General features: G+C 76.8%; 22 protein-coding genes, 1 tRNA gene and 1 riboswitch. Of the genes, 19 read left to right on the forward strand and 4 right to left on the reverse strand.

What is annotated here, in order from left to right:
* Positions 1-37 precede the first annotated feature (37 nt).
* The 11 genes from HL054_RS12840 to HL054_RS12890 all read left to right on the forward strand — a co-directional run bounded on the left by HL054_RS12840 (position 38) and on the right by HL054_RS12890 (position 6592).
* Positions 38-110, forward strand: a tRNA-Lys gene (locus HL054_RS12840).
* Between the two features lie 35 nt (positions 111-145).
* Positions 146-577, forward strand: coding sequence for a nitroreductase family deazaflavin-dependent oxidoreductase (locus HL054_RS12845; protein ID WP_369139401.1), 432 nt, complete (start codon positions 146-148; stop codon positions 575-577).
* Between the two features lie 123 nt (positions 578-700).
* Complete coding sequence (locus HL054_RS12850) at positions 701-886, forward strand: hypothetical protein (RefSeq protein WP_369139402.1); 186 nt, start codon at positions 701-703, stop codon at positions 884-886.
* A 50-nt stretch (positions 887-936) separates the two neighbouring features.
* Positions 937-1332 (forward strand): hypothetical protein, encoded by a 396-nt coding sequence (locus tag HL054_RS12855; RefSeq protein ID WP_369139403.1) that lies wholly within the window; start codon positions 937-939, stop codon positions 1330-1332.
* A gap of 153 nt (positions 1333-1485) precedes the next feature.
* Complete coding sequence (locus HL054_RS12860; protein WP_369139404.1) at positions 1486-2004, forward strand: sigma-70 family RNA polymerase sigma factor; 519 nt, start codon at positions 1486-1488, stop codon at positions 2002-2004.
* Positions 1988-3076, forward strand: coding sequence for a hypothetical protein (locus HL054_RS12865; protein ID WP_369139405.1), 1089 nt, complete (start codon positions 1988-1990; stop codon positions 3074-3076). Before HL054_RS12860 ends, HL054_RS12865 begins: the two co-directional genes overlap by 17 nt.
* A 1-nt stretch (position 3077) precedes the next feature.
* On the forward strand, positions 3078-4067 hold the full coding sequence (locus HL054_RS12870) for an ABC transporter ATP-binding protein (protein ID WP_369139406.1): 990 nt from the start codon (positions 3078-3080) through the stop codon (positions 4065-4067).
* Positions 4064-4921, forward strand: coding sequence for an ABC transporter permease (locus tag HL054_RS12875; protein ID WP_369139407.1), 858 nt, complete (start codon positions 4064-4066; stop codon positions 4919-4921). Before HL054_RS12870 ends, HL054_RS12875 begins: the two co-directional genes overlap by 4 nt.
* 117 nt (positions 4922-5038) lie before the next feature.
* The gene (locus HL054_RS12880) at positions 5039-5218 is read left to right on the forward strand and encodes a hypothetical protein (RefSeq protein WP_369139408.1); all 180 of its coding nucleotides are present in this window, start codon (positions 5039-5041) and stop codon (positions 5216-5218) included.
* 271 nt (positions 5219-5489) lie between these two features.
* Positions 5490-5708 carry a hypothetical protein gene (locus HL054_RS12885; RefSeq protein ID WP_369139409.1) on the forward strand — a complete coding sequence of 73 codons (219 nt, stop codon included), beginning with the start codon at positions 5490-5492 and terminating at the stop codon, positions 5706-5708.
* Entirely contained in the window at positions 5708-6592 is an 885-nt protein-coding gene (locus HL054_RS12890; RefSeq protein WP_369139410.1) for a hypothetical protein, read from the forward strand. The genes HL054_RS12885 and HL054_RS12890 overlap by 1 nt, the downstream gene beginning before the upstream one ends.
* A gap of 47 nt (positions 6593-6639) precedes the next feature.
* Here HL054_RS12890 and HL054_RS12895 read toward each other — a convergent pair whose 3' ends face one another.
* From HL054_RS12895 to HL054_RS12905, 3 genes are read right to left on the reverse strand one after another with little or no spacing between them, the layout of a single operon-like run.
* Positions 6640-8301, reverse strand: a complete 1662-nt coding sequence (locus HL054_RS12895) for a bifunctional 3'-5' exonuclease/DNA polymerase (RefSeq protein WP_369139411.1) — start codon at positions 8299-8301, stop codon at positions 6640-6642.
* Positions 8302-8336: 35 nt separating this feature from the next.
* A complete protein-coding gene (locus HL054_RS12900) occupies positions 8337-8957 on the reverse strand; it encodes a TenA family protein (protein WP_369139412.1) in 621 nt (206 codons plus the stop codon).
* On the reverse strand, positions 8954-9553 hold the full coding sequence (locus HL054_RS12905) for a TenA family transcriptional regulator (RefSeq protein WP_369139413.1): 600 nt from the start codon (positions 9551-9553) through the stop codon (positions 8954-8956). The genes HL054_RS12900 and HL054_RS12905 overlap by 4 nt, the downstream gene beginning before the upstream one ends.
* Before the next feature lie 45 nt (positions 9554-9598).
* Positions 9599-9709, forward strand: a riboswitch (TPP riboswitch).
* Here HL054_RS12905 and HL054_RS12910 point away from each other — a divergent pair.
* The 6 genes from HL054_RS12910 (at position 9702) to HL054_RS12935 (ending at position 14361) form a co-directional block, all read left to right on the forward strand.
* Positions 9702-11039 carry a purine-cytosine permease family protein gene (locus tag HL054_RS12910; protein WP_369139414.1) on the forward strand — a complete coding sequence of 446 codons (1338 nt, stop codon included), beginning with the start codon at positions 9702-9704 and terminating at the stop codon, positions 11037-11039. Its footprint overlaps the riboswitch before it by 8 nt.
* Positions 11036-11653 carry a thiamine phosphate synthase gene (gene thiE, locus HL054_RS12915; RefSeq protein WP_369139415.1) on the forward strand — a complete coding sequence of 206 codons (618 nt, stop codon included), beginning with the start codon at positions 11036-11038 and terminating at the stop codon, positions 11651-11653. Before HL054_RS12910 ends, thiE begins: the two co-directional genes overlap by 4 nt.
* The gene (gene thiO, locus HL054_RS12920) at positions 11653-12762 is read left to right on the forward strand and encodes a glycine oxidase ThiO (protein WP_369139416.1); all 1110 of its coding nucleotides are present in this window, start codon (positions 11653-11655) and stop codon (positions 12760-12762) included. Before thiE ends, thiO begins: the two co-directional genes overlap by 1 nt.
* Positions 12759-12965, forward strand: coding sequence for a sulfur carrier protein ThiS (gene thiS / locus HL054_RS12925; RefSeq protein WP_369139417.1), 207 nt, complete (start codon positions 12759-12761; stop codon positions 12963-12965). Before thiO ends, thiS begins: the two co-directional genes overlap by 4 nt.
* A 2-nt stretch (positions 12966-12967) precedes the next feature.
* On the forward strand, positions 12968-13780 hold the full coding sequence (locus tag HL054_RS12930; protein WP_369139418.1) for a thiazole synthase: 813 nt from the start codon (positions 12968-12970) through the stop codon (positions 13778-13780).
* Positions 13777-14361, forward strand: a complete 585-nt coding sequence (locus HL054_RS12935) for a thiamine phosphate synthase (RefSeq protein WP_369139419.1) — start codon at positions 13777-13779, stop codon at positions 14359-14361. The genes HL054_RS12930 and HL054_RS12935 overlap by 4 nt, the downstream gene beginning before the upstream one ends.
* An 8-nt stretch (positions 14362-14369) precedes the next feature.
* Here the strand turns inward: HL054_RS12935 and HL054_RS12940 are convergent, their stop codons facing one another.
* Positions 14370-14702: an antibiotic biosynthesis monooxygenase gene (locus HL054_RS12940; RefSeq protein WP_369139420.1), complete on the reverse strand. Its 333-nt coding sequence runs from the start codon at positions 14700-14702 to the stop codon at positions 14370-14372.
* Positions 14703-14767: 65 nt separating this feature from the next.
* Between HL054_RS12940 and HL054_RS12945 the strand changes: the two genes are divergently transcribed.
* A complete protein-coding gene (locus HL054_RS12945) occupies positions 14768-15211 on the forward strand; it encodes a MarR family winged helix-turn-helix transcriptional regulator (RefSeq protein ID WP_369139421.1) in 444 nt (147 codons plus the stop codon).
* Positions 15212-15296: 85 nt separating this feature from the next.
* A complete protein-coding gene (locus tag HL054_RS12950; protein ID WP_369139422.1) occupies positions 15297-16007 on the forward strand; it encodes a hemerythrin domain-containing protein in 711 nt (236 codons plus the stop codon).

The raw sequence follows: 16007 nt of genomic DNA on the forward strand, positions 1-16007 counted from the left end.
CCCCGTAGGCTCGCCTCCGCGGGCCCCGGCGGGCCCCGGGCCTCTAGCTCAACTGGCAGAGCAGCGGACTTTTAATCCGCGGGTTGTGGGTTCGATCCCCACGGGGCCCACGTGACACCCGGCCGCCGTCGGGGAGACTCGGGCCATGGCATCCGGGGAGTACTCGCCCAGCCCGGTGCCGTGGGTGCGCGAGGAGGTCGAGCACCTCGAGCGCACCGGCACCGGTCTGCGCGGACGGTCCGTCGTCCTGCTCACCACCATCGGCGCGCGCACCGGGCTGGTCCGCAAGACCCCGCTGATGCGCGTCGAGCTCGGGGGCGTCTACGCCGCGGTCGCCTCGACGCGCGGCGGCGACCGGAACCCCGACTGGTACGCCAACGTGCTCGCCCGGCCGGAGGTGGAGCTCCGCGACGGGGACCGCGTGCTGCAGCTGGTCGCCCGGGAGGCCACCGGCGCGGAACGGAGCCGGTGGTGGTCGCTGGCCTGCACGGTCTTCCCGTCCTACGTCGGCTACCAGAGCCGGGCCGGTCGGCGCATCCCGGTGCTCTTGCTGGAGCCCCGCGCCTCGGACGGCTGACGTCGACATGTCGACACCAGGACCCGGGCGGAAGGGGCGGCGTGGGAGCGGCCGCGCGACGCCCGCCACCCGTAGCTTCGGTGGATGAGGACACGAAGGAGCAGGGGGACGAGCATCGGGGCAGTGCTCCTGCTCGTCTGGCTCGTCATCGGTGCGGTCGCGGCCGGGCAGCGCGGGTACTTCTCCGACGGCTCCGAGGCCAGCTGCGCCACTGCGGTCACCGTCGTCGTCACCGTCCTGGCCGGGCCGCTGAACTACGTCGGCGTCAACCCGCAGGTCGACTGCGACCTCCCGCAGCCGAGCCAGTAGCGGCCGCCTGCGAGGGCAACCCGTTGGCGTCCGTGCGGGAGCATCAGCCGATGGACATCGGTGAGCCGATCTGGCGGGAGCTGCCCGAGCCGCGAGCGCCGTCTGACGGCGAGCGCGGACTGCTGAGCCGGCTGGGGTCGGCGGTCGACGAGCCGCTGCTGCACGCGCAGGTCGTCACGGCGACGGTGACGGCGGTGTGCCGCTGCGGGTGCCCGTCGGTCCGGCTGGGCAGCGACCGGCCGCCGGTGCCGGAGGCGCGGGTCGTCGAGCTCTCCGGACGCGGCCGGCCGGACTGGTTCCGGGTTTCCGCCGGTGCACCTGCGGGGGTGCAGGTCGTCCTGCACGTCGCCCACGGGCGGCTCCTGGAGCTGGAGGTCTTCGCCGGCGAGGGCGTCGCCGTCCCGCTGCCGCACGCGCGCGACCTCACCGACGTCGACGTCTCCTGAGCGGACGTCCCGAGCGGGATGTCACATCCGCGGGGTCGGCGGTGCTGTAAGGACATGGACCTGGTCAGGCACGGACGGGCCGCACCCGCGGCCGTCCTGGCAGCCCCCGTCGGGGTCGCCGGGAGGCGGGACGAGAGGACGGCGCGCGTGGCGGTGTCGCGTTCAGCAGGCGGCGCCGTCCGCGCCGACCTCGCCGAGGTCTTCCGCCGCGACTACCGGCAGGTCGTCGGCGTCGCCGCCCGGGTGCTCGGCTCCCGCGACCAGGCCGAGGACGTCGCCCAGGAGGTCTTCCTCTCCTTCGGGCACTCCTCGGTGCCGGCCGCCGAGGCCCCCGGCTGGCTCTCGGTCGCCGCCGCCCACACCGCCCTCAACCTCCTCCGCTCCGGGCGCCGCCGCTCGTCGCGGGAGGAGGTCGCCGCGCTGGCCGAGGACGTCGTCGTCCCCGACGTCGCCGACGCGGTGGTGACCCGCGAGGAACGCGGCCGGGTCCGCGCCGCGCTCGCCCAGCTGCCCCACAAGCAGGCCGTCGCCCTCGTGCTGCGGCACAGCGGCCTCAGCTACGCCGAGGTCGCCGCAGCCCTCGACCTGTCCCCCGGGAGCGTCGGCACCACCGTCCGGCGCGCCGAATCCGCACTGCGCAAGGAGTTGGACCGTCATGCGTCATCCGACTGAGGGCGTTCTCCGCCGCCTCATCGACGAGCCGGCCGGTGTCGCCGACCCTGACCGCCGGCACGTCGCCCACTGCGAGCAGTGCCTCACCGCGCTGGCCGCCGCCCGCGAGGACGCCACCCTGGTCGGCGCCGCGCTGACCAGCACGGCCAGCCCGGACGTCGACGCCGCGTGGCACCGCCTCTCGGCCGCCGCCCGCGCCACGGCACCGGCGCCGGCGGTCGCGCCCGCCCCGCGCCGGGCCCGCCGCTCCCGCGGGCTGCTCCGCCGTCCCGCCGTGGCCGCCGCCGCCTTCGCCGTCGTGCTGGCCGGCGCCGGCACCGCAGCGGCCAACGACTGGCTGCCGATCTTCCGCACCGAGCAGGTGGCCGCGGTCAGCTTCGACACCGCCGACCTGGTCGGCCTGCCCGACCTGACCGCCTACGGCGACGTCGTCGTCACCGGGGACGGCGACCCGCGCGAGGTCGCCGACGCCGATGCCGCGGCCGAGGCGTCCGGGCTGGCCGTCCCCGAGGTCGACGCGCTGCCGCAGGGCGTCACCGGCGAGCCGGCCTACCGGGTGGCCGGGCCGCTGAGCGCGACCTTCACCTTCTCCGCCGACCGCGCCGCCCAGGCCGCCGCCGAGGCGGGGGAGACCCTGCCGCCGCCCCCGCCGGGGCTCGACGGGAGCCAGGTGCGGCTGGACGCCGGGCCGGGTGTGGCCGCAGTCTGGACCCAGGAGAGCACCGGCATCCCCGCGCTCGTCGTGGGCCGGGCCGTCGCCCCCACTGCGTACTCCTCCGGGGTGCCGTTCGAGACCGTCCGCGACTACCTGCTGTCGCTGCCGGGCCTGCCCGACGACGTCGCCGCGCAGCTGGCGACCTTCACCGCCGACGGCTCGACCCTGCCGCTGCCGGTGCCCGCCGACCAGGTCAGCACCTCGACGGCGGACGTCGACGGGGTGACCGCCACCGTGCTGGAGACCCGCGACCGCTCGCTGGCCGCCGTGGTCTGGGTGGACGAGGGCGTGCTCACCGCGGTGGCCGGCCCGCTGGACACCGACGAGGTGCTGTCGATCGCGCGGGACCTCGGCTGACGTGAGCACCGACGCCCCCGAGGTCGGCACCGGGTCCGCCGTGCGCGCTGCGGCGGACCTGGTGGCCGGTCTGCCCCCGACCCCCGCCGCCTGGTGCACCGGACTGCGCAAGCGGTACGGCAAGCGGACGGCGGTGCACGACGTGTCGCTGCAGGTGGACCGCGGGCAGGTCGTCGGCCTGCTCGGCCCCAACGGCGCCGGCAAGACCACCGTCATCAAGATGCTGCTCGGCCTGGTCCGCCCGGACGCCGGTGAGGTCATGCTGCTCGGCCGGCCGTCGGCGGACCCGGCGTCCAGGGCCCGGGTCGGCTACCTGCCCGAGCTCTTCCGGTACCAGCCCTGGCTGACCGCGGGGGAGGTGCTGACCCTGCACGTGCGGCTGGCCGGCATGGCCGTCCCCCCGGCCGACCAGCGGGAGGTGCTCGGTCTGGTCGGGCTGGCCGCCCGCGAGCACGACCGGGTCGGCGGCTTCTCCAAGGGCATGCAGCAGCGGCTGGGCCTCGCCGTCGCGCTGGTCGCCCGGCCCGAGCTCGTCGTCCTCGACGAGCCGACCAGCGCCCTGGACCCGCTGGGCCGGGTCGACGTCCGGGACATCGTGCTGTCGCTGCGCGAGCGCGGCGTGGCGGTGCTGCTCAACTCCCACCTGATCGGTGAGGTCGAGCGGGTCTGCGACCGGGTGGTCATCCTCGACGGCGGCCGGGTCGCCGCCTCCGGCACGCTGGAGGAGCTGCTCGGCCAGCGCGAGGTGCACCTGCACCTCACCGACCTGCCCGCCGGAGCCGAGCAGCGGCTGGCCGCCTCGGGCAGCGTGCACCGCGCCGGGGAGTGGTTCACCGTGGCGCTGGCCGAGGACTCCGGGACGGCGATCCCCGACCTGGTCGGCGACCTCGTCGCGCTCGGCGTCCGCGTGCATGCCGTCGAGCCCGCCCGGATCAGCCTGGAGGAGCGCCTGCTCGGCATCCTGCGGGCCGGCCATGAGGACGCGTCGTGACGACGGCCCGCACCGTGCTCACGATCGCCGCGCTGACCCTCCGCGAGGCCTCCCGGCGGCGGGTGCTCTGGGCGCTGGCCGGGCTCACCCTGGTGCTGCTCGTGCTCAGCGGCTGGGGCTTCTCCCGGCTGGCGGCCGAGTCCGACATCGGCGAGCTGACCAGCGGCCAGGCCCGGCTGGTGGCCTCCCAGGTGCTCAACCTGGTGATGTTCGGCCTCAGCCTGATCGCCGCCCTGGGCACCGCCTTCCTCGCCGGCCCGACGCTGTCCGGCGAGATCGAGTCCGGCATCTCGCTGTCGGTGCTGGCCCGCCCGGTCCGCCGGTCGACGGTGCTGCTGGGCAAGTGGCTCGGCCTGGTGGCCTTCGGCAGCGGCTTCGTCGTGCTGGCCGGTCTCGCCCAGTGTCTCGTCGTCTACGCGGTGGTCGACTACTGGCCGCCGCAGCCGGCGGCCGCGCTGGCGCTGCTCGCCGGGCAGACCGTGGTGCTGCTGACCCTGGGCCTGCTGCTGTCGACGGTCATCTCGCCGATGGCGTCCGGCGTGGTCGCGGTCGGCCTGTTCGGGGCCACCTGGATCGCCGGCGTCGTGGGCGGCGTCGGCGGCGCGCTGGGCAACGAGGGCGTCGCCCGGGTCGGCACCGTCTCGCGGATCGTGATGCCGACCGACGGGCTGTGGCGCGGCGCGATGCACGCGTTCCAGGACCCGGGGGCGCTGGCGCAGCTCGGCCCGGCGTTCGAGGGCTTCCCGTTCCTGAGCGAGGCCCCGCTGACGACCGCCTACCTGCTGTGGGCCGCCGTTTGGGTGGCCATGGTGTGGGGCCTGGCGGCCCTGTCCTTCGCCCGCAAGGACCTCTGAACCACGGTCGGCCGGCCCGGTCGGTCGCCCGCCGGCTGGCACGGCCGGGGACGGTGGGCCAGGCTGGGCCCGGACGGTGCCGCGGGGGCTGCCGGTCGAGCCTCGGGAGGCGCCGGGATGACGTCCCTGGAGGCGGTGGTCTGCCACCGCTGCGGCCACGGGTACGCAGCGCACCGGCCGGCCTGCACCACCGGGACGGGGTCCGGCACCGGCCAGGGCTGCCGCTGCGCGGGGTTCCGCTGGGTCGACCCGGCCCCGGCCGCGGACGTGCGCGGCTACCACCGCCCGCGGCCCTGACCCGGCGCGCCCCGCGCCGCCGGACGATCTCCGCCCCGGACGCACGGTGACCGTCCGCTGAGGACGAAAGCCCAGGTGGCGCGGGTGGTGTTGTCGACAAGACGGCAGCCGGGGGGCGGGTCGTCGACCGGCGGACGGGCCTGCACAACGATTGGATGACGGGGCCCCGGCGGCGGTGTCACAGCGGCCTGCCGGCGGCCCCCGGGGCCCTACGTTTCCTCGTGTCGCGGTACTTCCCCCGCCGTGACGGACAGCACCGAGGAGCCCCCGCGTGAAGTCGTCTCTTGACCTGGTCCCCCACCCCCGACCCGTCCCCGCCGAGGAGGAGCTCGGGCTCGACGAGCTGCTCGACCTCTTCGAGCCGGCGCAGGACGGCGAGACGTCGGCGCGCGAGTCGCTCCGGGCGTCCGGCGTCCGGCTGCTCGAGTGGGCGCAGGACTCGACCCGTCGCGCTGCCCGCTGGGGCGCGGTCCGGGGGGTGTCGGAGTGATGCTGGTCTGGCCGGTGGTCGCGGTGCTGGGCTTCGTCGTGCTGGCCGCGCTGGTGGTGGCGCTGGCGCAGAGCTCGACCGCGCGGTACGAGTTCGAGCGCAACAAGGTGCAGGGGCAGCGCCAGCAGGCCGCGGTGCCCGCCGCCGCCGAGGCGGCCCTGGTCGCGGCCGGCGCGCCGGCCGAGGCGACGCGTCCGGTGCCGGTGGGCCCGGCACTGCCGGAGCGTCCGGCCCAGGCGGGGACGAGCGGGCACCCGAGCGGGCACCCGGCCGGCACCCGGGTCGCCGAGCCGGTGACGCCGCCGGCCTGGTGGCTGGTGCAGGAGGACGCGAACGGCGGGATCGACCGCGTCCTGGACGGTCCCTTCCACGACCGGATGGAGGCCGACTGGGCCGCCCTGGGCGGGGAGGCCGGAGCGCCGGCCGGGAACGCCGTCTACGGCGTGCTGCGGCTGGACGGCCGGCTGGTGCGCCGGCAGTCGCCGCAGGAGCAGGCCTGGCTGGCCGAGCTCGGTGAGCAGCTCGACCGGCTGCCCGAGGACTGGGACGGGCCGCTGGCCGACGAGGACGAGCTGGTCACGCTGGTCGTGGAGGTCGCGGCCGCGCTGGTCGAGGCCGGGCTGACGCTGCACGACTGCGCCGGGGACGGCGTCGCCGGCGGGGTGTGCCTGACCCCCGAGCCCGGCCGCGGCGGGGTGCTGGTCAGCTGGCACCAGCACGACCGGATGAGCCGGGAGCAGGTGCGCGGCGCGGAGACCGACGGCGCGGTGCAGCAGACGATGAACGCCGCGATCACGACCTGCCTGCGCCAGATGGGCTTCGAGGCCGAGGCGTTCGGCGACTCCGGGTGCTCGCTGGTCACCGCCGCCGAGCGCTGGTGGTGAGCACGGCGGGCGGTCCGGCCCGGCTGCCGGGCTGACCGGCCCGCTGGTCAGCCGGCGTCGGCCCAGGAGCCGACGACGGCGACGTCCAGCGGGAAGTCGACCGGGAAGCCGCCGAACAGCAGCCGGCCGGCCTCGGCCGCCGCCGCCCGCACCGCCTCGCCGACCTCGTCGGCCAGCTCCGCCGGGGTGTGCACCAGCACCTCGTCGTGCAGGAAGAAGACCAGGTGCGGGCGGTCGGCCAGGGCACCGGCACCCAGCCGCCACAGCCGGTTGCGCAGGTCGGCCAGCCAGCACAGCGCCCACTCCGCACCGGTGCCCTGGACGACGAAGTTGCGGGTGAACCGGCCCCAGGCGCGGCGGTGCCGGTCGTGGTCCTCGCGGGAGCCGCCGAGCTCCGGCGGCTCGCCCAGCTCGGCGGCGCGTTCGGCCCACGCGCCGGTCGGCACCGGCGAGCCGCGGCCCAGCAGGGTGTGCACCACCTCGCCGCGCTCCCCGGCCCGGGCGGCCTCCTCGACCAGGCCGATCGCCCGGGGGTACCGGCGGGTCAGCCGCGGCATCATCCGGCCGCTCTCGCCGCGGGTGCCCCCGTACATCGCCCCGAGCATCCCGACCTTGGCCTCCGCCCGGGTCGGCACGGCGCCGCTGTCGACCATCCCCTGGTACAGGTCGGTGGCCCGGGCCGCCTCGGCCATCGCGGTGTCGCCGCTCATCCCGGCCAGCACCCGCGGCTCCAGCTGCGCGACGTCGGCGACCACGAACCGCCAGCCGGCGTCGGCGACCGCCGCGGGGCGCACCTGCAGCGGCACCGACAGCGCCCCGCCGCCGTTGGACGCCCACCGGCCGGTGACCACCCCGCCGGGCAGGAACCAGGACCGGAACCGGCCGTCGCGGGCCCAGGTCTCCAGCCAGTTCCAGCCGTTGGCCTGCAGCAGCCTGGACAGCTTCTTGTACTCCAGCAGCGGGCCGATCACGGGGTGGTCGAGCTGCTCCAGCGTCCAGGACCGGGTGTCGGCGACCGGCAGCCCGGCGGCCTGCAGCGCGCCCAGCAGCCCGGTGGGGGAGTCGGGGTTCAGGTCCGGCGCCCGCAGGGCGGTGCGGATCGCGGCGAGCAGCTGCTCCAGCACCGCGGGCCGCTGGCCGGGGGCGGGCCGGGGGCCGAGCAGCTCGGTGAGCAGCCGGTCGTGCACGTCGGCCCGCCACGGCAGCCCGGCGTGGGTCATCTCCGCGGCGACCAGCGCACCGGAGGACTCGGCGGCCAGCAGCAGCCCGAGCCGGCCGCGGTGCGGCGACGCGGCCAGGGCCGCCTGCTGCCGAGCGTGCTCGGCGGCCGGGTCCAGGGCGTCGGCGGGGTCGGCGAGCGGGAACAGCGCCGGCTCACCGGGCACCACCGGCTCCAGGCCGAGCCAGCCGGCGGCGTCCGGCCCGCGCAGCAGCGACGGGTCGACGAACGGCGACCGGCGCAGCACCGCGCCGCACAGCCGCAGGTCCACGCAGCGCTCGACGCGCACCCCGGCGTCGAGCAGCTGCGGGTACCAGCGGGTGGTGTCGTCCCACACCCAGCGCGGCCGGTCGTGCTCCCGGGCGCGGACGACGGCGGGCAGCTCGCCGGCCGGCACCCGCTGCACCGCGCCGTCGGGCAGCTCGCGGACCTCGACGACGTCTCCGGGGCGGCGCACGACCAGCACCCGGGCAGCCGGCCGTTCCGTCACGGCGTCAGTGTCCGGCAGGGGTGTGACGGTCGGCGTCAGCCCGCCGACCACGCCGCGTCGAAGAACCCGACCTCCAGCTGCATGGCCCGCCGGTAGGCCCGGTGCAGCTCCGGGTGGGCCGGGGCGCCGTCCAGCAGCGCCTCCAGCGTGCCGGCCAGCTCCTCGAAGGCCGGGTCGGCGTAGGTGGTGATCCACTCGGCGTAGTCGCCGGCACCGGCCGCCTCCGGCGCGAGCGACTGCCCGAGGAACGCGTAGAGGCGCATGCACGGGACCATCGCGGCGCAGGTGAGCGCGGTGTCGCCGCGGAAGGCGGTGGCGAGCAGGAAGTCGGTGTAGGCCAGCGTGGCCGGCAGCGGCTCCACCTCGGCCAGGTCGATGCCCCAGCGCCCGGCGTAGGTGGTGTGCAGCCGCAGCTCCTCCCGGACGCCGACGAGCAGGTCGGCGAAGGCGTCCAGGCCGGCCCGGTCGTCGCTGTGCGCGGCCCCGAGGGCGTAGGCGCGGGCGAACGCCTCCAGGAAGAAGGCGTCCTGGGCGACGTACCCGGCGAACCGGTCGACCGGCAGCGTGCCGGCGGCCAGGCCGCTGACGAAGGGGTGCGTCAGCGCCCGCTGGGCCAGGTCGGCGTTCGCCGCCCACAGCGCCGCCGACAGGCTCACGCCGCCGCCTCGGTCGCCATGTCCCAGAACGCGGTCTCCGCCGCGACCAGCTCGACGAACACCGCGTCGTCCACCGGGCCGCCCACCGCGTCGGCGGCCTGCTCCAGCCCGGCGACGTACCCGGCGAAGCCCGGCACGGTCCAGTGCTCGACGAACTCGCGGTACGCCGGCGCGCCGGGGCGGGCCGTCGACCAGGCGTCCAGGTAGGTGCGCTCGATCGTCCACAGCGCCTGCAGCGCGGTGGGCACGTCGGCGGCGTCCAGCCGGGCCAGCAGGTCGGCGTAGGCGGCGGTGGCCGGCAGTGCCGCGGCGGTCAGGTCGAGCCCGCGGACGGCGGCCTGCTCCTCGAACCAGGCCAGCTCCTCGACCAGCGCGACCAGCCCGCCGGCGAGCACCGCCTGGGCCGGCCGCGGCGCGCGGGCCAGCAGCCGGGCCTGGAAGCGCAGCAGGTCGGCGACGAACCGGGCGTCCTGCACCAGCCAGGTGTCGAAGGCGGCGGGGGAGAGGCCGCCGTCCCGGACGGCGGCCAGGAACGGATGGGCGGTGGCGCCCCGCCAGGCCTCGGCGTGGCGTTCGAGCAGCTCGGCGACCGGCACGGGCGGGACTCTACGAGAGGGCCTATGGTGGCCGCGTCATGGCTCGAGGCCATGTGCGGGAGCTCGGAGGACCGGGCTGAGAGGGCGGCTGACACGCCGCCGACCGCTGGAACCTGACCGGGTAATGCCGGCGTAGGGAGCAACGCAGATGAGCACGTCGGAATCCGTCCGCACGCCTGCCGGCGACGCGCCGCTCACCCTCGGCGAGCCGCCGGCCCGCACCCTGGGCACCCGCGACACCCTCGGCCTGTTCGGCAACCTCGGCATCAGCCTGCTGCTGCCGGTCGCCGCCGTCTTCGTCGTCCTGCCCGACCGGCCGCTGGCGGTGACCCTCGGTGCCGTCGCCGTCGGCGCGGTCATCGGCGCGGTGCTGCTCGGCCTGGGCGCCGCGGCCGGGGCCCGCGAGGGCGTGCCGGCGATGGTGCTGCTGCGCGGCCTGCTCGGCCGGCGGGCCTCCTACCTGCCGACCGCGTTCAACCTGGTGCAGTGCGTCGGCTGGGCCACCTTCGAGATCGTGATCATCGCCGAGGCGGCCTCCCGGGTGCTCGACGCGCCGCGCTGGCCGTTCGCGCTGGGCGCCGGGGTGCTCGCCACCGCGATGGCGCTGCGCCCGCTCGGCGTCGTCCGGCTGCTGTCCCGCTACGCCGTGTGGGCCGCGCTCGCCGCGATCGTCTACCTGTACGTGCAGGTGCTCCGCGAGCCGCTGCCGCCGCTCACCGGCGGCGCCGGGACGTCGTTCTGGACGGCGGCGGACATCGTCATCGCCCTGCCGATCTCCTGGTTCCCGCTCGCCGCCGACTACACCCGGCACGCCCGCTCGGCCAGGGGCGCCTTCACCGGGGCCACGGTCGGCTACGGGCTGGCCACCTTCGTCATGTTCACCCTCGGCGTGCTGGCGCTGGCCGCCTACGGCAGCGCCGGGCTGGACGTCGTCGACGCGCTGCTCGCCGTGCCGCTGGGCGCCCTCGCCGTGCTGGTGCTGGTCACCGTCGAGCTGGACGAGGCGTTCGCGAACCTCTACTCGACGGCGGTGTCGGCGCAGAACGTCGTCGCCCGCTGGGACCGCCGGGTGCTCGCCGTCGTCGTCGGCACCGTCGCCACCGTGCTGGCGCTGACCTTCGACATCGCCAGCTACGAACCGTTCCTCTTCCTCATCGGCGCGGTGTTCGTGCCGCTGGTGGGCGTGTTCGTGGTCGCCTACTGGCTGCTGCCGCAGGGCCGCTGGGACACCTCGGACAGCGCGCCGGCCCGGCTGCCGCTGCTGCTGCCCTGGCTGGCCGGCTTCGTCGCCTACCAGCTCACCCTGCCCACGTTCTTCTCCGGCGTCGGCGCGGGCTGGACGTCGTGGTGGGCCGCGCGGCAGGCCGACCTGGGCATCGACCCGGCCAACGGGTGGTCGGCGTCGCTGGTGAGCCTGGCCGTCGCCGCCGTGCTCACCGCGCTGCTCGTGCTGCCCGCTGCCCGGCGGGCGCGGCGGTCGGCGTGAGGACGGCCCTCGGCCGGCTGCACGTGCTCACCGACGCCCGTGGTGGGCAGTCGGCCCTCGACACCGTCGCCGCCGCGGTGGCCGCCGGCGCGCCGGTCGTCCAGGTGCGCGCCAAGGGCTGCACCGACCGGGAGCTGTACGACTTCGCCCGGGCCGTCGTCGACCTGTGCGCCCCGACCGGGACGACGTGCCTGGTCAACGACCGGGTCGACGTCGCGCTGGCGGTCGGGGCGCACGGCACGCACCTCGGTGCCGGCGACCTGCCGCTGGCCGCGGCCCGGCGGGTGGCCGGCCCGGGGCACCTGCTCGGCGGCACGGCGCGCGAGCCGGAGCTGGCCCGCCGGCTGGTCGCCGAGGGGGCGGACTACCTCGGCGTCGGGCCGGCCTGGCCGACGACGACCAAGACCGGGCTGCCCGACGCCCTCGGCCCGGCCGGCATCCGGGCGGTCGCCGACGCCGTCGACGTCCCGGTGATAGCCATCGGCGGGGTGACCGCCGACCGGGTCGCCGAGCTGCTGGCCGCCGGCGCCACCGGGGTCGCCGTCGTCGGTGCGGTGTCCGGCGCGGCCGACCCCGGCGCCGCGACCCGCGAGCTGCTGCAGGCGCTGGGCTGATGGACGTCGCGATCGCCGGCGGCGGGCTGATCGGCCTGGCCGTGGCCTGGCGCGCCGCGCAGCGCGGGCTGTCGGTGACCGTGGTCGACGACGCCCCCGGCAGCGGCGCCTCTGCCGCCGCCGCCGGGATGCTCGCGCCGGTCACCGAGGCCAGCTACGGCGAGGAGGCGCTGCTCCGGCTGTGCCAGGCGTCGCTGGCGCGCTACCCCGCCTTCGTCGCCGAGCTGGAGGCCGCCGGCGGGCTGCCGGTCGGGCTGCGCACCGCCGGCACGCTGGTCGTCGGCTTCGACGCCGACGACGTCGCGGCGCTGGACGCGCTGCTGGCCTACCAGCTCGAGCTCGGGCTGGACGCCGAACGGCTCACCCCCCGGGCCACCCGGCAGCGCGAGCCGTCCTTGACCCCGCGGGTGCGCGGCGGGCTGGCGGTCGCCGGCGACCACTCGGTGGACGGCCGCGCGCTGCACGCCGCCCTCGCCGCCGCGGCGGCCGCCGCCGGGGTGCGCGTCGTCCGCGAGCGCGTCGCCGCGGTGCAGGTGACCGGCGGCCGCGCGACCGGCCTGCAGCTCGCCGGCGGGACGACCGTGGACGCCGGCACGGTGGTGCTCGCGCTGGGCGCCTGGAGCGGCGGGCTGCCCGGCGTGCCGCCGCTGCCGCTGCGGCCGGTGAAGGGGCAGATCCTGCGGCTGGCCGGCGCGCAGGGGCTGCTGTCGGGCACGGTGCGCGCCCTGGTCCGCGGCCGGCACGTCTACCTGGTGCCGCACGGCGACGGCGGGCTGATCGTCGGCGCCACCGTCGAGGACCGCGGCTTCGACGCCACCGTCACCGCCGGCGGCGTGCACGACCTGCTGCACGACGCGATCGAGGTCGTCCCCGGCGTCACCGAGCTGGAGCTGGTCGAGACCCTCGCCCGCTGGCGCCCGGGCACCGCCGACAACGCCCCGCTGCTCGGCCCCAGCGGCCTGCCCGGGCTGGTGCTGGCCACCGGCCACCACCGCAACGGCGTGCTGCTCACCCCGGTGACCGCCGACCTGGTCGCCGAGCTGCTGGCCACCGGCGAGCTGCCCGAGCTCGCCGCCCCGTTCACCGTCGAGAGGTCCGCGCACCGATGACCATCACCGTGACCGTCAACGGGTCACCCGCCGACGTCGCCGAGGAGAGCACCGTCGCCACGCTGGTCGCCGACCGCAGCAGCGGCCACGACCGGGTGGCGGTCGCGCTCAACGGCGACGTCGTCCCGCGCAGCCGCTGGACGGCGACCGCGCTCTCCCCCGGCGACCGCCTCGAGGTGCTCGCCCCCACCGCAGGAGGATGACGATGTCGACGACCGACGTGTCGCACGCGCTCGAGCAGGAGGAGGCCGCCGACCCGTTCACCCTGGGCGGCGAGACCTTCACGTCCCGGCTGGTGCTGGGCACCGGCGGGCTGCCGAGCCTGGAGGTGCTGGAGGACGTCGTCCGCGCCTCCGGTACCCAGCTGGTCACCGTGGCGCTGCGCCGGGTGGAGGCGGCGGCGGGCAGCTCGATGACGGAGGTGCTGCGCCGCTGCGGCGTCCGGCTGCTGCCCAACACCGCCGGGTGCATGACCGCCCGGGAGGCGGTGCTCACCGCGCAGCTGTCCCGCGAGGCGTTCGAGACGCCGTGGATCAAGCTCGAGGTGATCGGCGACGACCGCACCCTGCTGCCGGACGCCGTCGAGCTGCTGGACGCCGCCGAGCAGCTGGTCGCCGACGGGTTCACCGTGCTCGCCTACACCACCGACGACCCGGTGCTGGGCCGGCGGCTGGCCGACGTCGGCTGCGCGGCAGTGATGCCGCTGGGCTCCCCGATCGGCAGCGGGCTCGGCATCCGGAACCCGTACAACATCGCGCTGCTCCGCGAGGAGGTCGACGTCCCGGTGGTGCTGGACGCCGGCATCGGCACCGCCTCGGACGCCGCGCTGGCCATGGAGCTCGGCTGCGACGCGGTGCTGCTGGCCTCGGCGGTGACCCGGGCCCGCAAGCCGGTGCAGATGGCGCTGGCGATGCGGCAGGCGGTGGAGGGCGGCCGGCTGGCCCACGGCGCGGGCCGCATCCCGCGCCGCTGGCACGCGCAGGCCTCCACCAGCATGGCCGGGCTGCCCGACCTGTGACCGCGCCGCCGCCGGCCGGCCTGCCCCGCCTGCTGGTGCTCACCGACCGCACGCAGGCCGCCGGACCGCTGGTGGGGACGGTGGCCGCGGCGGTGGACGCCGGCGCCCGGGCGGTCGTGCTGCGGGAGAAGGACCTCCCCGAGCCCGAACGGGACGCGCTGGCTGAGGAGCTGGCCGCCGTGCTGGCGCCGGTCGGCGGGCTGCTCGTGCGGGCCGGGGCGGCGGCCGCGCCCGCCGTCCACCTGGCGGCCGCCGACCCGTTCCCGGTGCCGCGACCGGCGCTGGTCGGCCGGTCCTGCCACTCCGCCGCCGAGCTGGACCAGGCGCAGGCCGAGGGCTGCGACTGGGTGTTGCTGTCGCCGGTCTTCCCGACGTCGTCCAAGCCCGGCTACGGCCCGCCGCTGGGACCGGCCGGGCTGGCTGCGCTGATCAGGCCGGGCCTGCGCACCTTCGCCCTGGGCGGGGTGTCGCCGGACGACGTCGCGGCCTGCCGCGCCGCCGGGGCGTACGGCGTCGCGGTGATGGGACCGGTCATGCGCGACCCCGGGCTGGTCGCCGCCCACCTGGCCGCCCTGGGCTGACGCAGCGCTCAGCTGCCGAAGCGCTGCACCGTCGTGTAGTGCCGGGAGTGCTCGTCGAACCGGCTCAGCAGGGCCCGCGCCTCCGGCGGGACGACGGAGGTCCTCGGGTCACCACCGGTGAAGGCGGCCACCGCGGACAGGTCGGTGAAGGTCATCGCGGTGAGGAACTCCGTGCCCGGCCCCGCGCCCCCGTCCACCGCAGCACGGCGCAGCACCGCGAGGTCGTGCAGCCCCGGGACGTCGCGCGCCAGGATGCCCGGGGCGATCCGCCCGGTCAGCAGCTCCTGGTACGACGCTGTCCGATCGGGGTCGGTCCAGCCACGCCACAGTCGCAGGATCACCGGGACCTCCTCGCCTCCGTGCGCCGATGACAGCATGGTGTCGAGTTGACAGTAAGCTGTCAACCATGGACGACCTGACCGGTTACCGGCTGCTCATCGCCGACGTGTACGAGCTGGCCGGGGAGTCGCGGCGCACCAGCGAGGGGCTGGCGCGGGAGGCCGGGCACTCCGCCGCCCGCTGGCACGTGCTCAGCGTCGTCTCCGACGGACCGCGCACGGTGGCCGGCGCCGCGCGCCGGCTCGGGCTGACCCGGCAGAGCGTGCAGCGGGTCGTCGACGACCTGGTCGCCGCCGGGCAGCTGGAGCTCCGGCCCAACCCCGACCACGTCCGGGCGCCGCTCGTCGGGCTCACCGGCGCGGGCGCGGCGACCCTGGACCGGCTGGTCCACCGGTCCGACGCCGACCGCGGCGAGCTGCTCCGCCGGGCGGGCGTGAGCCGTGCCGAGCTGGACCAGGCGCGGACGGTGCTGCGCCGGCTGCTGTTCGCGATGCACGAGTCGTCCGGCTGAGGAGTGGGACGGACCGGTCCGGGGCAGGGAGTCGTGGCGTCCGAGCCGTGGACGCCGCACCTCCGCACCACCCAGGAGTCCGACGATGCCCCGTTCCATCGCCGACCAGACCGTCGAGGAGCTCGGCGGCCCGACCAGCGTCCTCGTCCGGCAGCGCAACGACCACGTCCAGCTCGACCGGCTGCTGCACGAGCTCGACGGCAGCACCGGCACCGAGCAGGAGCGGGTGCTCCGGAGGATCGACCGGCTGGTGTTCAGCCACGCCTTCGCCGAGGAGACCGTGCTCTGGCCGGTGCTGCGCCGGGTGCTGCCCGACGGCGACGCGCTCACCGGCCGGGTCGAGGAGGAGCACCAGGAGGTCAACGAGCTGGTGGCCGAGCTGGAGACGCTGCCGCACGACGACCCGCGGCGCGCGCAGCGGCTGGCCCGGCTCGTCGAGGTGCTGCGCGAGGACGTCCGGGACGAGGAGGACGTGCTCTTCCCGCGGCTGCAGGAGGCGCTGGACGGCAAGGCGCTGCGCCGGCTCGGGCTGCAGTGGGAGGTGGCCCGCCGCGTCTCCCCGACCCGGCCGCACCCGACCGTCTCCCGCCGTCCGCCGGGCAACGCCGTCTCCGGGCTGCCGCTGAGCCTGCTCGACCGCTCGCGGGACCTCGTCGACGCCGGCGTGCAGCACGCGCCCGGCCGGCTGGCGCCGGCCGGCCAGACGGTCAGCCGCGGCCTGGCCGCCCTCGCCGGGTGGGTCGAGCGGGTGCCGCTGGCCCGCCGGGGGGACGACGACCGGCCGACCAGCCGCTGA

This window comes from Modestobacter versicolor (assembly GCF_041028285.1).
Lineage (GTDB): Bacteria > Actinomycetota > Actinomycetes > Mycobacteriales > Geodermatophilaceae > Modestobacter > Modestobacter versicolor_A.

Coding starts and splice junctions, on each gene's coding strand:
- HL054_RS12855 (WP_369139403.1), top strand. CDS start 937: ATGGACATCGGTGAGCCGATCTGGCGGGAGCTGCCCGAGCCGCGAGCG.
- HL054_RS12910 (WP_369139414.1), top strand. CDS start 9,702: ATGAGCACGTCGGAATCCGTCCGCACGCCTGCCGGCGACGCGCCGCTC.
- HL054_RS12930 (WP_369139418.1), top strand. CDS start 12,968: ATGTCGACGACCGACGTGTCGCACGCGCTCGAGCAGGAGGAGGCCGCC.
- HL054_RS12945 (WP_369139421.1), top strand. CDS start 14,768: ATGGACGACCTGACCGGTTACCGGCTGCTCATCGCCGACGTGTACGAG.
- HL054_RS12865 (WP_369139405.1), top strand. CDS start 1,988: ATGCGTCATCCGACTGAGGGCGTTCTCCGCCGCCTCATCGACGAGCCG.
- HL054_RS12950 (WP_369139422.1), top strand. CDS start 15,297: ATGCCCCGTTCCATCGCCGACCAGACCGTCGAGGAGCTCGGCGGCCCG.
- HL054_RS12845 (WP_369139401.1), top strand. CDS start 146: ATGGCATCCGGGGAGTACTCGCCCAGCCCGGTGCCGTGGGTGCGCGAG.
- thiO (WP_369139416.1), top strand. CDS start 11,653: ATGGACGTCGCGATCGCCGGCGGCGGGCTGATCGGCCTGGCCGTGGCC.
- HL054_RS12890 (WP_369139410.1), top strand. CDS start 5,708: ATGCTGGTCTGGCCGGTGGTCGCGGTGCTGGGCTTCGTCGTGCTGGCC.
- HL054_RS12880 (WP_369139408.1), top strand. CDS start 5,039: ATGACGTCCCTGGAGGCGGTGGTCTGCCACCGCTGCGGCCACGGGTAC.
- thiS (WP_369139417.1), top strand. CDS start 12,759: ATGACCATCACCGTGACCGTCAACGGGTCACCCGCCGACGTCGCCGAG.